The sequence below is a fragment of the uncultured Roseibium sp. genome (assembly GCF_947499295.1).
Classification (GTDB): Bacteria; Pseudomonadota; Alphaproteobacteria; order Rhizobiales; family Stappiaceae; genus Roseibium.
Genome location: NZ_CANMNP010000002.1, coordinates 75,700 through 94,529 on the forward strand (window position 1 = coordinate 75,700; position 18,830 = coordinate 94,529).

Annotated in this window: 20 protein-coding genes; 15 read left to right on the forward strand and 5 right to left on the reverse strand. The window is 56.1% G+C overall.

Annotated features, from left to right (window positions below; translation table 11 throughout):
* Positions 1–2: 2 nt before the first annotated feature.
* Both Q0835_RS04450 and Q0835_RS04455 read right to left on the reverse strand, forming a co-directional pair.
* Positions 3–218, reverse strand: a complete 216-nt coding sequence (locus Q0835_RS04450) for a DUF2093 domain-containing protein (protein ID WP_298813924.1) — start codon at positions 216–218, stop codon at positions 3–5.
* A gap of 98 nt (positions 219–316) precedes the next feature.
* Positions 317–544, reverse strand: coding sequence for a hypothetical protein (locus Q0835_RS04455; protein WP_298958753.1), 228 nt, complete (start codon positions 542–544; stop codon positions 317–319).
* A 500-nt stretch (positions 545–1,044) separates the two neighbouring features.
* Here Q0835_RS04455 and tldD point away from each other — a divergent pair, with 500 nt between their 5' ends.
* The 3 genes from tldD (at position 1,045) to Q0835_RS04470 (ending at position 5,189) form a co-directional block, all read left to right on the forward strand.
* Entirely contained in the window at positions 1,045–2,469 is a 1,425-nt protein-coding gene (gene tldD / locus Q0835_RS04460) for a metalloprotease TldD (RefSeq protein WP_298958756.1), read from the forward strand.
* 14 nt (positions 2,470–2,483) lie between these two features.
* Positions 2,484–3,098 carry an HAD-IA family hydrolase gene (locus Q0835_RS04465; RefSeq protein WP_298958759.1) on the forward strand — a complete coding sequence of 205 codons (615 nt, stop codon included), beginning with the start codon at positions 2,484–2,486 and terminating at the stop codon, positions 3,096–3,098.
* A gap of 303 nt (positions 3,099–3,401) precedes the next feature.
* A complete protein-coding gene (locus tag Q0835_RS04470; RefSeq protein ID WP_298813916.1) occupies positions 3,402–5,189 on the forward strand; it encodes a monovalent cation:proton antiporter-2 (CPA2) family protein in 1,788 nt (595 codons plus the stop codon).
* A gap of 76 nt (positions 5,190–5,265) precedes the next feature.
* On the opposite strand, the gene Q0835_RS04475 is transcribed toward Q0835_RS04470, so the two are convergent.
* On the reverse strand, positions 5,266–5,748 hold the full coding sequence (locus Q0835_RS04475; RefSeq protein ID WP_298959489.1) for an invasion associated locus B family protein: 483 nt from the start codon (positions 5,746–5,748) through the stop codon (positions 5,266–5,268).
* A 633-nt stretch (positions 5,749–6,381) separates the two neighbouring features.
* Here Q0835_RS04475 and coxB point away from each other — a divergent pair.
* The 8 genes from coxB (at position 6,382) to Q0835_RS04515 (ending at position 13,001) form a co-directional block, all read left to right on the forward strand.
* A complete protein-coding gene (gene coxB, locus Q0835_RS04480; protein WP_298814057.1) occupies positions 6,382–7,293 on the forward strand; it encodes a cytochrome c oxidase subunit II in 912 nt (303 codons plus the stop codon).
* Between the two features lie 78 nt (positions 7,294–7,371).
* Positions 7,372–8,967, forward strand: coding sequence for a cytochrome c oxidase subunit I (gene ctaD / locus Q0835_RS04485; RefSeq protein ID WP_298813913.1), 1,596 nt, complete (start codon positions 7,372–7,374; stop codon positions 8,965–8,967).
* Between the two features lie 143 nt (positions 8,968–9,110).
* Positions 9,111–10,046 carry a heme o synthase gene (locus Q0835_RS04490; RefSeq protein WP_298958762.1) on the forward strand — a complete coding sequence of 312 codons (936 nt, stop codon included), beginning with the start codon at positions 9,111–9,113 and terminating at the stop codon, positions 10,044–10,046.
* Between the two features lie 4 nt (positions 10,047–10,050).
* Positions 10,051–10,212, forward strand: coding sequence for a hypothetical protein (locus Q0835_RS04495; protein WP_173006127.1), 162 nt, complete (start codon positions 10,051–10,053; stop codon positions 10,210–10,212).
* Between the two features lie 11 nt (positions 10,213–10,223).
* Positions 10,224–10,826 (forward strand): cytochrome c oxidase assembly protein, encoded by a 603-nt coding sequence (locus tag Q0835_RS04500; RefSeq protein WP_298813909.1) that lies wholly within the window; start codon positions 10,224–10,226, stop codon positions 10,824–10,826.
* A 49-nt stretch (positions 10,827–10,875) separates the two neighbouring features.
* Positions 10,876–11,748 carry a cytochrome c oxidase subunit 3 gene (locus Q0835_RS04505; RefSeq protein WP_298813908.1) on the forward strand — a complete coding sequence of 291 codons (873 nt, stop codon included), beginning with the start codon at positions 10,876–10,878 and terminating at the stop codon, positions 11,746–11,748.
* Positions 11,749–11,832: 84 nt separating this feature from the next.
* Entirely contained in the window at positions 11,833–12,222 is a 390-nt protein-coding gene (locus tag Q0835_RS04510; protein WP_298958765.1) for a DUF983 domain-containing protein, read from the forward strand.
* Between the two features lie 29 nt (positions 12,223–12,251).
* Entirely contained in the window at positions 12,252–13,001 is a 750-nt protein-coding gene (locus Q0835_RS04515; protein WP_298958767.1) for an SURF1 family protein, read from the forward strand.
* 49 nt (positions 13,002–13,050) lie between these two features.
* Here the strand turns inward: Q0835_RS04515 and Q0835_RS04520 are convergent, their stop codons facing one another.
* Both Q0835_RS04520 and Q0835_RS04525 read right to left on the reverse strand, forming a co-directional pair.
* Positions 13,051–13,539, reverse strand: coding sequence for a peroxiredoxin (locus Q0835_RS04520; RefSeq protein WP_298958770.1), 489 nt, complete (start codon positions 13,537–13,539; stop codon positions 13,051–13,053).
* A gap of 123 nt (positions 13,540–13,662) precedes the next feature.
* Positions 13,663–14,484, reverse strand: coding sequence for a protein-disulfide reductase DsbD domain-containing protein (locus Q0835_RS04525; protein ID WP_298813902.1), 822 nt, complete (start codon positions 14,482–14,484; stop codon positions 13,663–13,665).
* 181 nt (positions 14,485–14,665) lie between these two features.
* Between Q0835_RS04525 and Q0835_RS04530 the strand changes: the two genes are divergently transcribed.
* The 4 genes from Q0835_RS04530 to Q0835_RS04545 all read left to right on the forward strand — a co-directional run bounded on the left by Q0835_RS04530 (position 14,666) and on the right by Q0835_RS04545 (position 18,813).
* A complete protein-coding gene (locus Q0835_RS04530; protein WP_298813900.1) occupies positions 14,666–15,262 on the forward strand; it encodes a YqgE/AlgH family protein in 597 nt (198 codons plus the stop codon).
* Positions 15,263–15,452: 190 nt separating this feature from the next.
* Complete coding sequence (gene thrC, locus Q0835_RS04535) at positions 15,453–16,859, forward strand: threonine synthase (RefSeq protein ID WP_298958773.1); 1,407 nt, start codon at positions 15,453–15,455, stop codon at positions 16,857–16,859.
* Between the two features lie 4 nt (positions 16,860–16,863).
* Positions 16,864–18,153, forward strand: a complete 1,290-nt coding sequence (locus Q0835_RS04540; protein WP_298813896.1) for a pitrilysin family protein — start codon at positions 16,864–16,866, stop codon at positions 18,151–18,153.
* Between the two features lie 21 nt (positions 18,154–18,174).
* A complete protein-coding gene (locus Q0835_RS04545; RefSeq protein ID WP_298813894.1) occupies positions 18,175–18,813 on the forward strand; it encodes a GNAT family N-acetyltransferase in 639 nt (212 codons plus the stop codon).
* Positions 18,814–18,830 lie beyond the last annotated feature (17 nt).

Genomic DNA, 18,830 nt, shown 5'->3' on the forward strand with positions numbered 1-18,830 from the left:
GTCTAGCGCGTCTCCAGATACCGCTTCATAGACGCTTTGGCATCGACATAGGCTTCCTGCCGATCCACGGACCAGTATTTCAACTCATCAAGCGGAATCGTCGTTCCGGTCACAGCACATCGCACGAATGTTCCGGGTGTTTCCACCTGGTAGTCACCATCCAGGTAACGGACGCGGGCTTCGCTTGGAATTCGCGGATTTTCGTAACGGTTCATCATTGCGTCTGCTGCTGTGTTGCAAGGTCATGTGTGCCTGAAGACTTGTACGGTAAATTGACCGCCAAGGGCAAGTCGGGGCTTTGTTCGCTTGCATGGCATCAGAACATCGGCGCGGTTCGTCGATCTCTTCCAACGAGATATCTGCAGCGGGACATGACCACAGCCCATTCCGGCAGTTCTTCCTGTGCTTTTTGCATTTCATGGTCACGGTCGTTTTGACAGGTTCCCATGTCCTGCCAGCGTTTGGCGTCCATCGAAACATCCTGACAGATGAGCAGGTCGGGCTCACAGGCAACCAGATGCATCGCGATGAGCACGGTTTTCATGAGGCTGCCTTGCCGTTTTTAGAAGCCGATGGTTTGGCCCGACTGAAATCGATAGGCACAATCATATCGTCGTTTTGTTCAGAGGGCCGCGGAGGGCCGGAAACACTTCCTGACTTGCTCAGTGCTTGAAGAATAAGCGGATGCAGTCCGTCGCCTCGCTGGGCAGCCAGATCATGAAAAGAACTGTAAGTCCCGCCAATGAGATCCTTGGGTCGCTTGGGCATGCGCATAGGTCTTTCTGTTCGCGACAAGTGCGAATTTGAATGAGGGAATTTTTGAGAGGGCTGGCGAGGCCGCTTTAGAAGCGGTCAGGCTGACAGAGGATGTGAAGAATCCATAAAGATGAGTTTTAGAGTCAAGTTTAAAATCTCGCAAGTGGATTTCGAGGAATTCGGGGTGAATTGCGCGCCAAAAACCCTATGTTGTGTGTAACGCCTTGCTTGACGGTGGAAGCTCTTCCGGAAAGGCAATGGCCTCAAACGATTACGCAGGAAACAACGATGACCATTTCCACGGCAGATCTCATTGAATCGTCAGGCCTTGGGCTGGAAACAGCAAAACGCCTCACAAAAGACGCCCTGGACGGTGCCGATGACGGTGAACTGTTTGTGGAATACCGGCAGACGGAAGGGTTGGTATTCGACAATGGACGCCTCAAGGGAGCCAACTACGATACGGCTCAGGGGTTCGGCCTGAGAGCCGTCGCCGGAGATGCGGCGGGATATGCCCATGCCGGAGACATTTCAGAAGGTGCCCTGAAACGCGCGGTCGATGCAGTGAGCGCAGTCAAGAAGGGCTATTCGGGCAGCTATGCTGCGGCTCCTGCAAGAACAAACGTGTCGCTTTATTCTGATGCCAACCCGCTCGGCGGCCCGAGTTTTGAAGACAAGGTCAAGCTTCTGCAGGAAATAGACGCCTACGCAAGGTCGGTCGATCCGCGCGTGCGGCAGGTGACGGCGTCACTGGCCGGGTCCTGGCAGGTTGTTGAGATCCTTCGTGCAGATGGTCATCTTGTCCGCGATGTTCGGCCGATGGTGCGCTTGAGCATATCCGTTGTCGCGGGAAATGAGGACCGACAGGAAAGCGGTTCGTTTGGATGCGGCGGCCGCGAAGGTTTCGACCGGTTTATCACGACGGAAAACTGGCAGGGCGGTGTGGACGAAGCCTTGCGCCAGGCCTTGGTCAATCTGGAAGCCGTACCGGCGCCGGCAGGCACGTTTGACGTTGTTCTTGGGCCTGGGTGGCCGGGTATTCTGCTCCATGAAGCCGTCGGTCATGGTTTGGAAGGTGATTTCAACCGAAAGAAAACATCCGCATTTGCTGGGCTCATGGGCGAAAGGGTTGCATCTCCAGGCGTCACCATCGTCGACGACGGCACAATACCGGATCGCCGTGGCTCTTTGACCGTAGATGACGAAGGAACGCCTGCCAGCCGCACCGTTCTGATCGAAGACGGCATTTTGAAGGGATACATGCAAGATCGCCAGAACGCCCGATTGATGGGAATGGCACCAACCGGCAATGGCCGGCGTCAATCCTATGCTCATATTCCAATGCCGCGCATGACCAACACAGTGATGATGGCTGGCGACAAGGACCCGGAAGAGATCCTCGGTTCTGTGAAGGATGGTATCTACGCCGTCTCGTTCGGTGGCGGCCAGGTGGATATAACGTCGGGCAAATTCGTCTTTTCCTGTACGGAGGCCTATCGGGTCGAAAACGGCAAGGTCGGCGCACCGGTGAAAGGGGCAATGCTGATCGGCAACGGCCCGGACGCACTGACACGTGTTTCCATGATCGGCAATGACATGAAACTTGATCCGGGCATGGGCACTTGCGGCAAGCAGGGGCAAGGCGTGCCGGTCGGTGTCGGTCAGCCATCCATGCGCATCAACGAGTTGACGGTAGGAGGGACTGCGGTCTGATCCGGAGTGTGAAGATGCCGGGCATTGAATTCGTTATCTTCGACATGGATGAGGTTCTCTATGACTACCGTCATGAAACGCGACTTGAACTGCTTGAGGAGTTGACCGGAAGACCGGCTGCTGAAATTGATACAGCGGTCTGGGGCGGACCTCACGAAGAAGCCGCAGAAGCTGGCGAACCGGGAACTGCTGAAGCCTATCTGGCTCAATATGGCAGATTGCTCGGCTACCCGATCGATTTTAACACCTGGTGCGATGTCCGACGCCGAATGATGCGGCCGAGGTTAGAAGTGCTTTCCTTGGTGCAACGGATCACGGCCAAGGCCGATATCGCGCTTTTGACGAACAACGGCATGATGCTGAAGGCCGCGCTTCCTGTTTGTGCACCGGAAGCGTTCGAAATCTTCGGCGGTAAAGCCCATGTTTCAGCAGAGTTTGGACTGCGAAAGCCCGATCCGCGGATCTATCGGGCCATTTGCGAGAAATATGAGCATCAGCCAGACCGATGCGTCTTCGTTGATGACAAGTTGGAAAACGTCTCCGGCGCTGAAGAGGCTGGCCTTGTCGGACACCACTATTCATCGTGTGATGCGCTGGAAGCTTTTCTTTCAAGCCATGAGTTGATCTGACGACGGCAACGCAGACAGACCTGGCTTTTCGCAGGTGATAAGACGTTTCTGAGTGGCAGAAATGGTTTCCCGGGCAGCGAAATTCTGCGCATACCGCCAAGCCGATTGCTTTGCGCAGGGCATTTTGACTTAGCTCTTGAATGAAAGCAGAGGTCGGAGCTTGCTTCAGCGGCAGAAAATGCGAAGCAATAACCTGTATTGCAGCCATTTTGAGACAGGTTAAAGCCTGCAAATTTGCTACAGTTAAAAATGTCATCACAGTTTAACTGATTCCGGTCGCCGCAATCCGGTTTAGGAGAAAGAATGGCCAGCGAGGCAGCACCTCCGTTTTTTGCTGAATCTATCGTGTTTCTGGCTGCGACCGTTGTGGCCGTTCCGATTGCAAAACGGTTGGGACTGGGATCGGTCGTTGGCTATCTGGCCGCCGGCGCGGCGATCGGGCCGCATGGGTTGCAGCTTCTGGGCTCTGGAGAAGACGTCCTTCATGTGGCCGAGCTCGGTGTCGTCTTGCTGCTTTTTGTCATTGGCCTGGAGCTTGACCCCCAGAAACTCTGGCGAATGAAGCGCGATATTTTCGGTCTCGGATCCGCCCAGGTGATGCTCACCGGCCTGACGTTGCTGGGCGTAGGGTTGATTTCGGGAGTATCATTCTCCACTTCCCTTGTTGCTGGCTTTGGGCTGGCGCTTTCTTCGACAGCCTTTGCCCTGCAGATCCTGCAGGAGCGCGGACAGTTGTCCTCAAACTACGGCCAACGAGCATTTGGCATCCTGCTCATGCAGGACATTGCGATCGTTCCTCTTTTGGCAATGGTGGCCATATTGGCGCCGGGCGAAGGGCCATCGACAGCTGCTCAGATATTCAGGGAGATCATTCTCGTTCTGGCAGCCGTGGCCGCAGTTATTCTCACGGGCCGGTATCTGATCTCGCCGATATTCCTGTTTCTCGCCGCCAGCCGCGCGCGCGAAGTCATGCTGACGGCAGCGCTTCTGGTTGCCCTGGGCAGTGCGGGGATCATGCATACCGTTGGCCTGTCGATGGCGCTCGGTGCATTTCTGGCAGGTGTGCTTCTCGCCGAATCGAGTTTCAGGCACACGTTGGAAGCTGACATTGAACCGTTTCGCTCCTTGTTGATGGGATTGTTCTTCGTCGCCGTTGGTATGTCGCTGGACGTTTATCTTGTCATGGAGAACTGGGTCATCCTGGCTGTTGGGGTCCTTCTTGTCATGGGCATCAAGGGTTTGTTCCTCTGGGGCCTGTCCCGGGGGACGGGATCACCGAACTCCGATGCAATGCGCATAGCTGTGACGTTGCCTCAGGGCGGTGAATTCGCTTTCGTTCTCTTCACGGCTGCCGTCAGCAATGCTCTTTTGGACTATCAAACGGCAAACCTTCTGAATGCCATCGTGATCCTGACAATGCTGCTCACGCCGGTGGCCTGTCTGGCCCTGGACAAACTTGCGGCCCGGGCCAAGGCGAAAGGTGTCGAGAACCCGTCGATTGAAACCTTCGAGGAGGCGACGCCGACGGTTCTTGTTGTTGGTTTTGGCCGGTTTGGGATGGTCGCCGCTCAGATCCTGACGTCTGAAGGCCTTGAAATAACGGCTATCGACAATCGGCCCGACCGTATCGATTACGCCCGCAAACAGGGTTACAAGGTCTATTACGGCGATGCGACGCGCGCAGACGTCTTGAGTGCTGCCGGTGCCAGCAAGGCTGCGCTGATTGCCATGTGCATTGAAAATGACAAGGTAATGGGCAAGGCTATCGATCTTATTCGGAAAGACTTTCCGGAAGTTCTGATTTTCTGTCGCGCGACTGACCGCGCCCATGCCCTTGACCTTACAAAACGTGGCGTCGACTTTCAGATACGGGAAACGTTCGAATCAAGTGTCGTGTTCGGCAGAGCGGCTCTGGAAGCGCTCGGCACACCTCTCGACCGGATTGATCAGATCGAGGAGGACGTGCGCCACCGGGATGAAGAACGGCTGGCCATGCAGCTGACAGAAGGCATGTATGCCGGAATGGACCGTCTGCATAAGGTCACTCCGCGCAAGACGGTCTCGGATGAACATGACGAACCGGCAGAATAAACCGGCAGAATAAAAAAGCGCCGAGCGGCGCTTTTTTGTGATCGTTGAATTCGGCGGAGGTTCGCTTGCGGCAGCCTTAAGGCAGAGCGTCAAACCCTGCTGAAAAGCCGTTCAGCGAAATCGGGATGCCGATCCCTTCTTCCGGTGTCTGGAAAATGATGAAAGTGGCCTGTCCGCCCCCTTGCAGTTTGGACAGCAGGTCTTCTTCCAGGATGACTTCGGCTATGCAGCCGTTCGGCAGGCAGCGGACAAATCCGGCGCGTCCGATATCGGCATTGTCGACCCGCAGCCCGAGGCCGGAAGGCAGAAGCACGCCGAGCGGTGCAAGAACACGCAGGATACGTGCCTGCTTGTCCGCGGTTTTCAGAATAATCACTGACAGGCCGACATTCTCGCGGTCGGCGGCCGTCACATTCTGTATCAAGGCACACTGTTCGCCGGTCGACCCGGGAGGCGTATCGCAGCGCATTTGCCAGTCGCCATGCGCAGAGCGAACCTCGCCTTGAGCGGACGCGGGCAACGTAGAGTGCGAAATGGCGCTGAAAAGAAGTCCGGCAATGGCGGCTAACTTGGCAATCGACAATTTGGAGCGTCCGGTCTTGCGGGCAGCCAGGGACTGCGTCAAAAGGGTTGACAAGAAATCCTCCAGTCAAGCGTTATATGATCCGTGAGCCGCTCCCCGCATCCGGAAACCGGCTGGCCTGCGAATCATGAATGTGATCCCGAGCCGACCTTGCCGCATGAGAGCGTGTGATTCCAGTCCGGCGGGGTTTCAATCGGCAGCGATAGTTGCATTTTTTGTCGAAAATCAGCCTGTCCTTGACCCTTGTCAAATGGCCAAAGCCTTTCAGGGGCTGTGAAAAGTTGGAAATTCCGTTGCAGCACGGCGTTTCTTGTGGTTTTTGTGCGACAGCAGGGTGTTGGTGGGGTGATGCGGCACATCGCCGCTCTGCACGCTAGAAACCATCGCCCTCAATACCAGTTTGTGGTTATAGTCCGGCCATCAGATAATCCTGTCGGGTGTCCGGATGCTGCAGATAGGGGCTTGCGAAGCTGCGCCAAGCCCGCTACTGCCGCACTGGATTGGGCCGGAGTGTGTATCCGGTATTGATGCATGTGCCGCGTGAAGCGGCTGAGGGAAGGGAGCGCAGACGTGAAGGCAGTCTTCAAGCGTCTCATGACTATAGCCGGTATGGCGGCGACATTTGCTGGGGTGTCCACTGCGGCCCTGGCTGCCGAATCCGGCATGACGAACTGGCAGCTCGGATTTCAGCGGTCTGTCACTGAAGTGATGGACGACATCACATGGTTCAACAGCTTCACGTTGATAATCATCACCGTCATCACACTTTTCGTGTTGGCGCTGCTGCTTGTCTGCATGTCGCGCTTCAGTGCAAAGGCGAACCCGGTTCCCTCACGCACGTCGCACAACACGATGATCGAGGTCGCGTGGACGGTTGTCCCGATCCTGATCCTTGTTGTGATCGCCATTCCGTCCTTCCGTCTGCTTTACAAGCAGCTGGATATTCCCGAGTACGACATGACCATCAAGGCGATCGGTTATCAGTGGTACTGGGGGTACGAATACACCGATGAAAACATGGGCGAACTGTATTTCGACTCCTACATGGTAGGGGATGTACAGGACCCGGTTAAAGATGAAGAGGCAAGGCGCGAGTTTGCCGAAGCGCGGGGCGTTACCCTCAACGAAGTTCCACGCCTTCTAGCAGTCGACCAAGATTTGATCGTTCCTGTAGATACAACGATCCGGCTGCAAGTGACTGCCGAAGATGTGATTCACGCATTTGCAATGCCGTCCATGGGTCTCAAGATCGATGCGATCCCCGGCCGCCTGAACGAGACATGGTTCCATGCCCGTGAAGAAGGCGTTTTCTACGGACAGTGTTCCGAGTTGTGCGGTATCAATCACGCCTTCATGCCGATTGCTGTTCGCGTGGTCTCTAAGGAGCAGTTCCAGACTTGGGCGACTGCGGCCCAAGAAGACTTGGACACCGCCAACGAACAGCTGATGGCGTCCATCGCCGAAGCGAAAAAAGTCGCTGAAGGCGGCAAAGATAAAGAAGTCTCGGTCGCAGCGAAATAACGCTGCGGCTTTTCTTGTTTGGCGATGCGCGCGATGAGACGCAGCGCCGCTGAGAAAGTTTGAAAGAGGGAGCCCCAAATGGCTGCGACCGAAGCACATGCGGCACATGACCATCCCTACGGATGGCGTCGCTGGGTCTATTCGACCAACCACAAAGACATTGGCCTGTTGTATCTCTTCTTTGCGATCTTTGCCGGGATCGTAGGCGGTGCACTCAGCGTCGGAATGCGCATGGAGCTGCAAGAGCCGGGGATGCAGATCTTCGCAAATGCACACATGTTCAATGTGTTCACGACGGCCCACGGTCTGATCATGATCTTCTTCATGGTGATGCCTGCCATGATTGGCGGATACGCCAACTACTTTGTTCCGATCATGATCGGTGCGCCTGATATGGCGTTTCCGCGCATGAACAACATTTCCTTCTGGCTGCTTCCTCCGGCATTCCTGCTTCTGGTTCTGTCTCTCTTCGTTGAAGGGCCTCCGGGCGGAAACGGTGTTGGTGGCGGCTGGACGATCTACCCGCCATTGTCGACCTCCGGCCAACCTGGCCCGGCGATGGATCTTGCGATCCTGTCCCTGCACATCGCAGGTGCATCTTCGATCCTGGGTGCGATCAACTTCATTACCACCATTTTCAACATGCGTGCTCCGGGCATGACGCTGCACAAGATGCCGCTGTTTGCCTGGTCCGTTCTGATCACGGCGTTCCTGCTGGTTCTGTCGCTGCCTGTTCTGGCCGGCGCCATCACCATGCTTCTGACCGACCGTAACTTCGGAACGACGTTCTTCACGCCGTCAGGTGGTGGTGACCCGATCCTGTTCCAGCATCTGTTCTGGTTCTTCGGCCACCCTGAAGTGTATATTCTGATCCTTCCGGGCTTCGGTATCGTCAGCCACATCATCTCGACATTTTCCCGCAAGCCGATCTTCGGCTACCTCGGCATGGCCTATGCCATGGTCGCTATCGGCGTCGTCGGCTTTATCGTGTGGGCACACCACATGTACACCGTTGGCATGTCTTCCGAGACCCAGGCCTATTTTGTGGCGGCCACTATGGTGATCGCGGTTCCGACAGGAGTGAAGATCTTCTCCTGGATCGCGACCATGTGGGGCGGTTCGATCGAGTTCAAAACTCCGATGGTCTGGGCTGTCGGCTTCATCTTCCTGTTCACCGTCGGCGGTGTGACAGGTGTGCAGCTGGCTAACGCGGGTCTCGACCGTGCGTTCCACGACACTTACTACGTTGTGGCTCACTTCCACTACGTTTTGTCACTCGGAGCCGTCTTCGCGATTTTCGCGGCCTGGTACTACTGGTTCCCGAAGATGTTCGGCTACATGTACAACGAGACGATCGGCAAGGCGCACTTCTGGATTACGTTCATTGGCGTGAACCTGGTGTTCTTCCCGCAGCACTTCCTGGGTCTGAATGGCATGCCCCGTCGCTATGCCGACTACCCTGACGCGCTGGCTGGCTGGAACTATGTTTCCTCCATCGGATCGTACATCTCGGCCTTCGCTGTCCTGGTGTTCATCTACGGTATTGTCGAGGCGTTCTCCAAGAAGCGCGCTGTCGGCAACAATCCGTGGGGCGAAGGGGCGACAACCCTGGAGTGGACACTGTCTTCTCCTCCGCCGTTCCACCAGTTCGAAACGCTACCGCGCATCAAGTAAGCGCGGTGTGGAGGATAGCCTCCATCGCACGATCTGCACCGCGCCGGTTCCCGGCGCGGTGCCAGTTTGAAAGCCTGACGGTTCGGCAGATACTCGAAGCCAACTGAAAGAACAGGCGAACATGGAAATCAAAGGACGCGCCTATGTCGCTCGTTGAGCGCCAGGAAACGATGAACCAGGACAGCGCCGTTTGGAACGGTGGAATGGGATCTGTGAGCGACTATGTGGCGCTCCTGAAACCCCGTGTCATGTCGTTGGTCATCTTCACTGCATTTGTCGGTCTCATGCTTGCCCCCGGCAACGTGCACCCTGTGCTCGGCGTTGTCGCGATCTTGTGTATCGCAATCGGTGCCGGCGCATCCGGCGCTCTCAATATGTGGTACGATGCTGACATAGACGTCGTCATGACCCGAACACGCAATCGGCCTATCCCCGCAGGCAAGATTACGCCTGACGAAGCGCTGGCCTTTGGCATCACTCTGTCGATCGGTTCGGTTCTGACGCTTGGTCTGTTGGTGAACTGGTTTGCCGGCGCTTTCCTGGCCTTCACAATCGCCTTTTATGTCGTCGTCTATACGATGTGGCTGAAACGCTCGACGCCTCAAAACATTGTCATTGGTGGCGCAGCCGGGGCCTTTCCGCCGATGATTGGCTGGGCGTCCGTGACTGGCAGCGTCAGTCTGGAAAGCTTTGTACTGTTCCTGATCATCTTCATGTGGACACCGCCGCATTTCTGGGCCTTGGCCCTGGTCAAAAACGGTGACTACACGGCTGCAAAAGTGCCGATGCTTCCGGTGGTCGCGGGACCGACCAGCACGCGTCACCACATTCTGATCTATTCAATCCTTCTGGCGCCTGTCGGTGTGGCGCCCTATCTGCTCGGGTTCGCAAGCCTCTTTTACGGTGCAGCGTCCGCATTTCTCGGCGTGATCTTTGTTGCCCTTGCCGCCGATATCTGGCGCAAGCGAGAAGGCGATGCCGCCAAAGCAGCTTGCTGGCGCCTGTTCAAGTTTTCGATCTTCTATCTGTTCATGCTGTTCGCCCTTCTTCTGGGCGAAAGCCTGATCGCGGGGGCCTGATCGCATGGCCGCCGAAGAACAGGGCATCAAGCTGACGGACGAGCAAAAGAAAAAGCGCCGTGCGCGCTCGATTGCGATAGCAGCCGTGTTGGTTGCCATGGTTGTGCTCTTTTACATCGTTACCATCATCAAGCTGGGACCGAGTGTAATGGACAGGGCGCTCTGATGGAGGAACGCATGAGCCGGGAAGCGGATCAGGATCTGGCCCGTAAGAACCGCAAAGTCGCGGTCATTTGCGTCGGGATGTTTGCCTCGATGGTGGGTATGGCCTATGCAGCCGTACCGCTTTATGACCTGTTCTGCCGGGTCACCGGATTCGGTGGCACGACACAGGTTGCAGATGCCGCCAGCGATGTCGTGATCGACCGGAAGATCACCATCCGTTTCGACGGCAATGTGAACCAGAGTCTTGCCTGGGCATTCAAGCCTGAGCAACGGTCTGTAACCCTCAAGATGGGCGAGTCGGCGCAACTTGCTTACCTCGCTACGAACACTGGCGTGGGACCGAGCGTTGGCACATCCACCTACAATGTGTGGCCACCCGCCGCTGGAGCCTATTTCAACAAGCTGGACTGTTTCTGCTTTACAGAGCAGGCACTTGAATCCGGCGAAACTGTCGAAATGCCGGTCGTCTTTTTTGTCGACCCTGAAATGGACAAGGATCCTGAACTGAAACACGTGAAGGAAATCACTTTGTCCTATACCTTCTTCCCGGTAGAACAACCGGAACGCCCTGTAGCAGCCCGAGCCGAACAGCCCGGTGCTGAGACGAAATTGTGAGAATGGCGCTTGAGCGCGATTGAAATGACTGTGTTTGGGGAGCTTGCCGATGGCTGAGGCACATACCAAAAACCACGACTACCACCTTGTGGAACCAAGTCCGTGGCCGTTTCTAGGTGGAGTGGGCGCATTTGTGTTTGCTCTTGGAGCCATCGGCTTCATGAAGTCGGCACAGGGCACGGAGTTTGTTCTGTTCGGAATGAACCTGACTGGCTGGGGCCTGTTCGCCATAGGCCTTCTGGTTATTCTCTATGTGATGTTTGGGTGGTGGCGCGACACCATCAATGAATCGCATCAGGGCCACCACACTCGGGTTGTTTCCCTGCATCTGCGCTACGGCATGCTGCTCTTCATCGCTTCTGAAGTGATGTTCTTCGTAGCCTGGTTCTGGGCCTATTTCGATGCCGCGCTTTTTGCGGGAGAAGCGATCCAGTTCGCAAGGGTAGAAGCGACAGGCGGCCATTGGCCACCCGATGGCATTGAAACATTCGACCCCTGGCACCTGCCGCTGCTCAACACGCTGATCCTTCTGTGCTCAGGCACCACGGTGACCTGGGCGCACCACGCTCTGCTGCACGAGGACCGCGAAGGCCTGAAATGGGGGTTGACGCTGACAGTGATCCTCGGCGTGCTCTTCACCATCTGCCAAGTCTATGAATACGGCCACGCAGCATTTGGCTTCAGCGGCAACATCTATGGCGCGACCTTCTACATGGCCACCGGCTTCCACGGCTTCCACGTGATTGTCGGTACGATCTTCCTGGCTGTTTGCCTGGGCCGCGCACTCGCGGGTCAATTCACCAAGGAAAAGCACTTCGGGTTCGAAGCGGCTGCCTGGTACTGGCACTTCGTTGACGTTGTCTGGCTGTTCCTGTTCGTCGCCATCTATATCTGGGGTGCGGGTACGCCTGCCGCCCACTAGGACGACACACAAAGAACGACACTTGCGCCCGATCCGGCCAACCGGGTCGGGCGCAATCGTTTGGTGCATGGAGTAAGGCAGACGATGGAAGTCAAGGCACATTTTCCTCCGGTTAATCCGGTGTCTGCCGGGCTGTCGGGCAAGTGCCCGCAATGCGGCCAGGGCAATCTCTTTGATGGTTTCCTGAGCGTGAAGAAATCCTGCATGTCCTGTGGACTGGACTATAGCTTTGCCGACAGTGGCGATGGGCCAGCAGTGTTTGTCATTATGCTGGTTGGTTTTGTCATCGTCGGGCTGGTGCTTTTTGTTGAACTGTCCTTCCAGCCACCGATCTGGCTACACCTGTTGCTTTGGCTGCCGTTGACCGTCGTTCTTGCCGGATTGGTGCTTCGTCCCCTCAAAGGCCTTATGATTGCCCTGCAATTTCGCCACAAGGCCGCGGAAGGCCGCCTCGACGACGACCAAAACTCCTGACTGAAAGGATTGTCCCTAAGATGGGGCCCATGAGGAAGCTCATTTTCCCGACCCTTGCGACGTTGATAGCGCTGGCTATCCTGCTCAATCTTGGCTTCTGGCAGCTCAACCGATTGGCCTGGAAAGAAGCTTTGATCGACAGAGTGAAGGCAGGTGTTGCCAGTTCCCCGATTTCGGCACCTGGTCCAGCAGCTTGGGACGCCCTTACCGAAGACGACGATTATCGTCATGTTGAAGTCCGCGGCGTGTTCCAGGGAGGCTCTGCCTTTTATTACACCGCACTGACAGATCCTGTTGGCACCATTGGCGGGCCCGGACTGATGGTCTATGCGCCGTTCAAATCAGATGAAGGTTGGACGGTCTTTGTCAATCGCGGCTTTCTACCCCAAGGGCTTGATGGCGATCGCCGAACTGAAGCACTTGACCTGCCTGAAGGTGAAATCACCCTAACGGGGTTGTTGCGTCTCAGCGAGGAGCCAAATTGGACGACACCAGAACCGGACAAGAATGATCTCATCTGGTTCGCGCGCGATACGGCATCGATGGCTGAGCTTCTGGGGGTCGAAACCACAGGCCTCGCGCCCTATAGCGTCGACTTGGATGCGGCATTTACGCCTGTCGCCGGATTGCCTCAGGCTGGCGAAACGATTGTGCGCTTCAAAAACGACCACCTCGGCTATGCTCTCACGTGGTTCGGTCTCGCAGCGACATTGGTGGGCGTCTATTTGACGTGGGCCGCCGGGGTGATTTGGCCACGAAGGCGCACGGACAGCACATAAAAAGAGAGCCCTTGCGGGCTCTCTGAATTTTGACGGCTATCGAAAAACCTTAACCGAGCGCTTCCAAAATAGCGGCGGCACCTGATTTGGTGGCGTCACCAGGGCTGTCTTCAACGGCGAGGAACGTTACTTCTCCGTCTTTTGCGATGAGCGCGAAGCGCTGTGAGCGCAAATGACCGAAAATTGGTGCAGGACCGAGCCCGAGACCGACAGCTTCGACGAATTCAGCGCCGGTGTCGGCCAGGAACGTGATTTTGCCGCCTGTGTTTGAGCCCTTTTCCCAGGCATCCATCACAAAAACGTCGTTGACGGAAACAACGGCGATCTCGTCGACGCCTTTGTTCTTGAGCGTCTCGGAGTGTTCGACAAAGCCGGGCAGATGATTCATGTGGCAGGTTGGCGTAAAGGCACCCGGCACTCCAAAGAGTACCATCGTCTTGCCATTCGTCAGCGCGCTTGTTGTCGTCTCGCCCGGACCGTCCGCGGTCATGATCTTGAACGTGGCCTCTGGGAGGCGGTCCCCAACCTTAAGTGTCATAACTAAAATCCCTTGTCCGTTGGCTGCCGAAGGAAAATGCAGCCCGGGCCAGAGATAGGGCGGAATGCTGTTCCAGTCGAGGGACACGGCGCCAAAAACGGAAACTTGAAGCTTGACTGCGAACTATTCCACCCAGGCGGGATCAATCGGTTGCAATACTTCCGTTGCCTTGCCGCCAGAGGTCAGCACCAGCCGGAGTGTCGTGTCCTCGTCATGTGTGGACAGACCCTTGGTGGAGAGGTGCCAGGTCGCGGCATCCCCGTCGTGGCTGGCCAGCTTTGGCAAGCCGATGAAAGACCCGTGCGGACCGGCGGCAAAGAGATCCGGTTGTTCCTCAGTGCCAACGGTGGCATCGATGACAAGCAATGTCTTGTCCTCAGACAGGCTTACATTCTCGATCTTCAGCGTATCGTCGCTGGACGAAGCCGGCACATTGTCGAGGTCTCGTTCGATCAGTTTGGCCGCGAGCTTGTCTTCTTCCATGTTCGGGCCGAAATCGAGACTGAGAACAGCATCACCCGGAACACAGATGTCCTTGCAGATACCGAAGAAAAGTTCGATGGAAAGACGAACCTCACCAGAAGGGTCCTCAGGCGTTACCTTTATAGGCAACACGATGCCATCGTGATAGACGATTGATTCTGAAAACCCGTCATTGTAGCGCTCCGGCACCGGATAGAGGACTTCAATGTCTTTCAGGTTTTCGGTGTTAGAAAGCGTGATTTGCGGCGGAATTCCAGCTTCGCCAGGGTAACGCCAATAAGTATGCCAGCCCTCTTCCATAAGAAATTCCAGGCCCGCCAGATAGGTGCCGTCTTTTAGCGGGGCGGAGGCAATCAACCGCACAGCACCACCTTGAACCTCAGTCCAGTCGGTCATGGCGGCACGCGCCGGAGAAAGGGCTGTCAGGAGGGCGAGCGAAAGAAAAAGGGCAAATCGTTTCATGCTCTTTTTGCTACACGACTTTCCGGAGGAGGTCATCAGCCGGTTGCCTAAATCGGGGTCATATCCTTGTGACGCCGCCGTGAACCCAACACCAGTGAAATTGGAAACTGACATTAACAAACACAACCAAAGGGGCTACACTTCAAGGCGGCAGGGGGCATCAACGGCAAATGAGGTACGAATGGCTGTAACCGAAGCAACAGATACCCTCGAAGGACAGTTTCTGATTGCGATGCCGAGCATGGCAGACAGCCGGTTCGAACACTCTGTAATTTATGTATGCTCCCACTCGGATCAGGGGGCGATGGGTCTGGTTGTAAATCAGGTTGCCAGACACCTGTCACTGGAAGAACTCTTAATACAATTGGATATCGTCAACGACGACAGTGCCATTCGGATGCCCGCCAGCGTACGCGGCATGAATGTTCACAAAGGTGGTCCGGTTGAAGTTGAACGCGGATTTGTCCTGCACAGCGACGACTTCATGCTCAACCAGTCGACATTGGCGATCGACAACGGCATTTGTCTGACAGCAACGCTTGAAATACTCAGAGCTCTTGCACAGGGAACCGGCCCGGAGCAGGCCATGTTGGCTCTGGGTTATGCCGGCTGGTCACCGGGCCAGCTTGAGAGCGAGATACAATCCAATGGCTGGCTTACGGCACCCGCCGACTCAGACATTCTGTTCGATCGGGAATCCGATAGAAAATGGCACCGTGCTCTCGGCAGTCTGGGCATCGACCCGGCGATGCTGTTTTCTGATGCTGGCCACGCCTGATCCCTGTCCCACTACAGTCACGATTTTAGCCAAAAGCGACTTGCGCTTGATTGTTATGGCGCGTAAGTCGCATGTTTGGCATGGTTTGTTTCAAATCCGCCGGCTTTGAAGTAATCTTCATTTCTGGCAGATCGGGCAAGGGGCTTAAGGGCGTCCCGAAACAAGATCAAATCGAAAGGGAAGTTGCGCGGTGAAATACACGAGCACCCGTGGTGAAGCACCAGTTCTGGAATTCTCCGATGTCCTGCTCCAGGGGCTTGCCCGCGACGGTGGTTTGTATTTGCCGGAAACGTGGCCGCAATTTGATGCCGAAACCATAGCGTCCTTCGCGGGCAAGCCCTATGAGGACGTTGCCTTCCAGGTGATGCAGCCGTTCGTTGGCAACGACATCCCGAATGACGATCTGAAGTCCATGATCAAAGAAGCCTATGAAGGCTTCCGGCATCCAGCCGTAACACCATTGGTCCAGACCGACGCAAACACTTTTGTCCTGGAACTCTTTCACGGACCCACGCTGGCGTTCAAGGACGTCGCGATGCAGTTGCTAGGCCGGATCATGGATTATGTCCTGGCCAAGCGCGGTCTCCGCGCAACGATCGTCGGTGCAACTTCGGGCGATACTGGCGGCGCTGCAATCGATGCGTTCCGGGGCCGAGAGCGAACAGACATATTCATCCTGTTTCCGGACGGCCGGGTATCGAATGTCCAGCGGCGGCAGATGACCACGCCTGACGATGCCAACGTGCATGCCTTGGCGCTGACCGGGAACTTTGATGACTGCCAGGCAATCGTCAAAGGCATGTTCAACCATTTCTCGTTCCGCGATCGGGTCGCTTTGTCGGGTGTCAACTCGATTAACTGGGCGCGCATTCTGGCACAGATCGTCTATTACTTCGTCGCCGGAGCTGCGTTGGGTTCTCCGCAAAGGAAGGTCTCCTTTACGGTGCCAACGGGCAATTTCGGCGATATCTTCGCTGGCTATGCGGCCATGAAAATGGGACTTCCAGTCGAAAAATTGATAGTTGCGACCAATGTCAATGACATTCTGGCGCGCACGCTTGAGACCGGACGCTATGAAAAGCGCGGCGTGACGCCAACGATTTCACCGTCGATGGACATTCAGGTTTCCTCCAACTTCGAGCGCCTTCTTGCGGAAGTTTGCGGCAGGGATGGAGCAGTTGTTCAGCGCATGATGAACCAGCTTATGCAGTCCGGCAGTTTTACGATTGATGAAGGGCCACTCGCCGACATGCGGAGCTCCTTTGGAGCCGGGCGGTGTGATGAAGCACAAACGGCCTCAACAATTGCACGGGTCTGGGAAGACGCGGGATACCTTCTGGATCCGCACACCGCTATTGGTGTGCACGTTGCAAAGGAGCAGAACGATAGTTCTGTTCCCATGGTGGTTCTGGGAACGGCTCATCCGGCCAAATTCCCGGATGCAGTCGAAAAAGCGGCTGGCATACACCCGGAATTGCCGGAAAATCTTAAAGACATGATGAGCGCGGAGGAGCGCCAGCAAATATTGGCGGCAGATCAGGACGTGGTGGAGCGATATATCGAAGATCACGCCCGGGCCGTCACCGCTGGGGTGTGACTATATGAAAGTACAAACAACTGTTCTTGAAAACGGGATGACGGTCGTTACCGACCAGATGCCTTACCTGAAAACCGCGGCGCTTGGAATTTGGGTCCGCACGGGCTCTCGAGCGGAACTGGTGAACCAGAACGGCATCACCCATCTTCTTGAACACATGGCTTTCAAAGGCACCAAATCGCGCACCGCGAGAGGCATTGCCGAGGAAATCGAGGCCGTCGGAGGAGAGCTGAACGCCTCGACCAGTATCGAACATACCAACTATTACGCCCGTATTCTTGCTGAAGACATGCCCCTTGCAGTCGATATACTGGCAGACATTCTGCAGAACTCTACCTTTGACGCCCAGGAGCTGATGCGTGAACAGCATGTGATCCTGCAGGAAATCGGTGCGGCCAACGATTCACCTGAAGATCAGGCATTTGATCTGTTTCAGTCGACCGCTTGGCCCGACCAGCCAATCGGACGCCCCATTCTGGGCACACCGGAGACGGTGCAGGGGTTCAATCGGGACGCGTTGAACACGTATCTGGCGGAACGGTATCGGGCTCCGGACATGGTTCTGGCAGCTGCAGGCGCCGTCGATCATGACGAGCTGGTTGCAATGGCTCGGGAAAAACTGGGCGGTTTCAGCAGCGAAGCTGCGTCGCAGGAATCTGAAGCCACCTACCGGGGCGGTGAAACCCTGCGCAACAAGGATCTCATGGAAGCCCAGGTACTAATGGGCTTTGAAGGCAGACCCTATAAGTCCAAGGATTACTACGCCATTCAGATCCTCGCCTCCGTGCTCGGTGGCGGGATGTCTTCGCGGCTGTTCCAGGAAATTCGCGAAAAACACGGGCTGTGTTACGCAATCTACAGCTTCCATTGGGCTTTTTCCGATACCGGCCTGTTCGGCCTTCATGCTGCAACAAGTCATGAAGACCTTGGCGCTCTGATGCCGATGATTGCAGATGAGCTGGTGTCCGCCACCCAGACGATTACGGATGATGAGGTGGCCAGGTCACGGGCGCAGATCCGCGCAGGCCTTATGATGGCGCTGGAAAGTCCCGCAGCGCGTGCCGGGCAGATCGCGCGCCAGATCCTCGTTCATGGACGCGTCCTGGGCCCGGACGAAATCTCTGCCAAAATTGACGCAGTCACCGCTGCAGATATCCGGCGGGTGGCGCACGAAACCTTTGTCGGCGCAACGCCGACACTGACTGCAATTGGGCCGGTTGATGGCATCATGACCGCAGCAGAGCTTGCGGACAGGCTTCAGCAGGGACCCGTTCTGCAGGCAGCTTCCATGTAGTTTGGCTGGAGGCGCGCGAGGATGGCATTGCTACGGCCGGGAACATCGCCTGACGCCGAACTGCTGATCGAAGCCGGCGGTTACTTTCTGCGTCCTCCGATCATGTCCGACTATAAAGAGTGGTCGGAGCTGCGTGCAGAAAGCCGACGGTTCCTGAAACCCTGGGAGCCGTTATGGCCTTCCGACGATCTGACGAAGTCAGGTTTTCGCCGCCGTCTGCGCCGTTACGCGAAGGACCGTAAGGAAGGCCGCAGCCTCTCTTTTCTGCTGTTTCGTGCCAAACGACACGAGATACTCGGTGGCTTGACGCTGAGCAATATTCGCCGCGGTGTAAGCCAGACAGCAACTCTCGGCTATTGGATGGGGGAAAGGCATGCGGGGAAAGGCCATATGTCTTCCGCGGTCGCCATGATCTTGCCGTTTTGTTTCGGCGTTTTGAACCTTCACCGAATTGAAGCGGCGTGTCTTCCGACCAACATGCCGTCCATCCGACTACTCGAGAATGCAGGCTTCCACAGAGAAGGCTATGCGCGCAACTATCTGTTAATTAACGGCACCTGGCAGGATCATCTCTTGTTTGCCTGTTTGGCGGAAGATCACGCATCACGGCTGGAAAAGGTGGCGCCGAGTGTTGACGGTATCTTGAAAGAATTCTTGTGAGATGCGCAACAACCCGG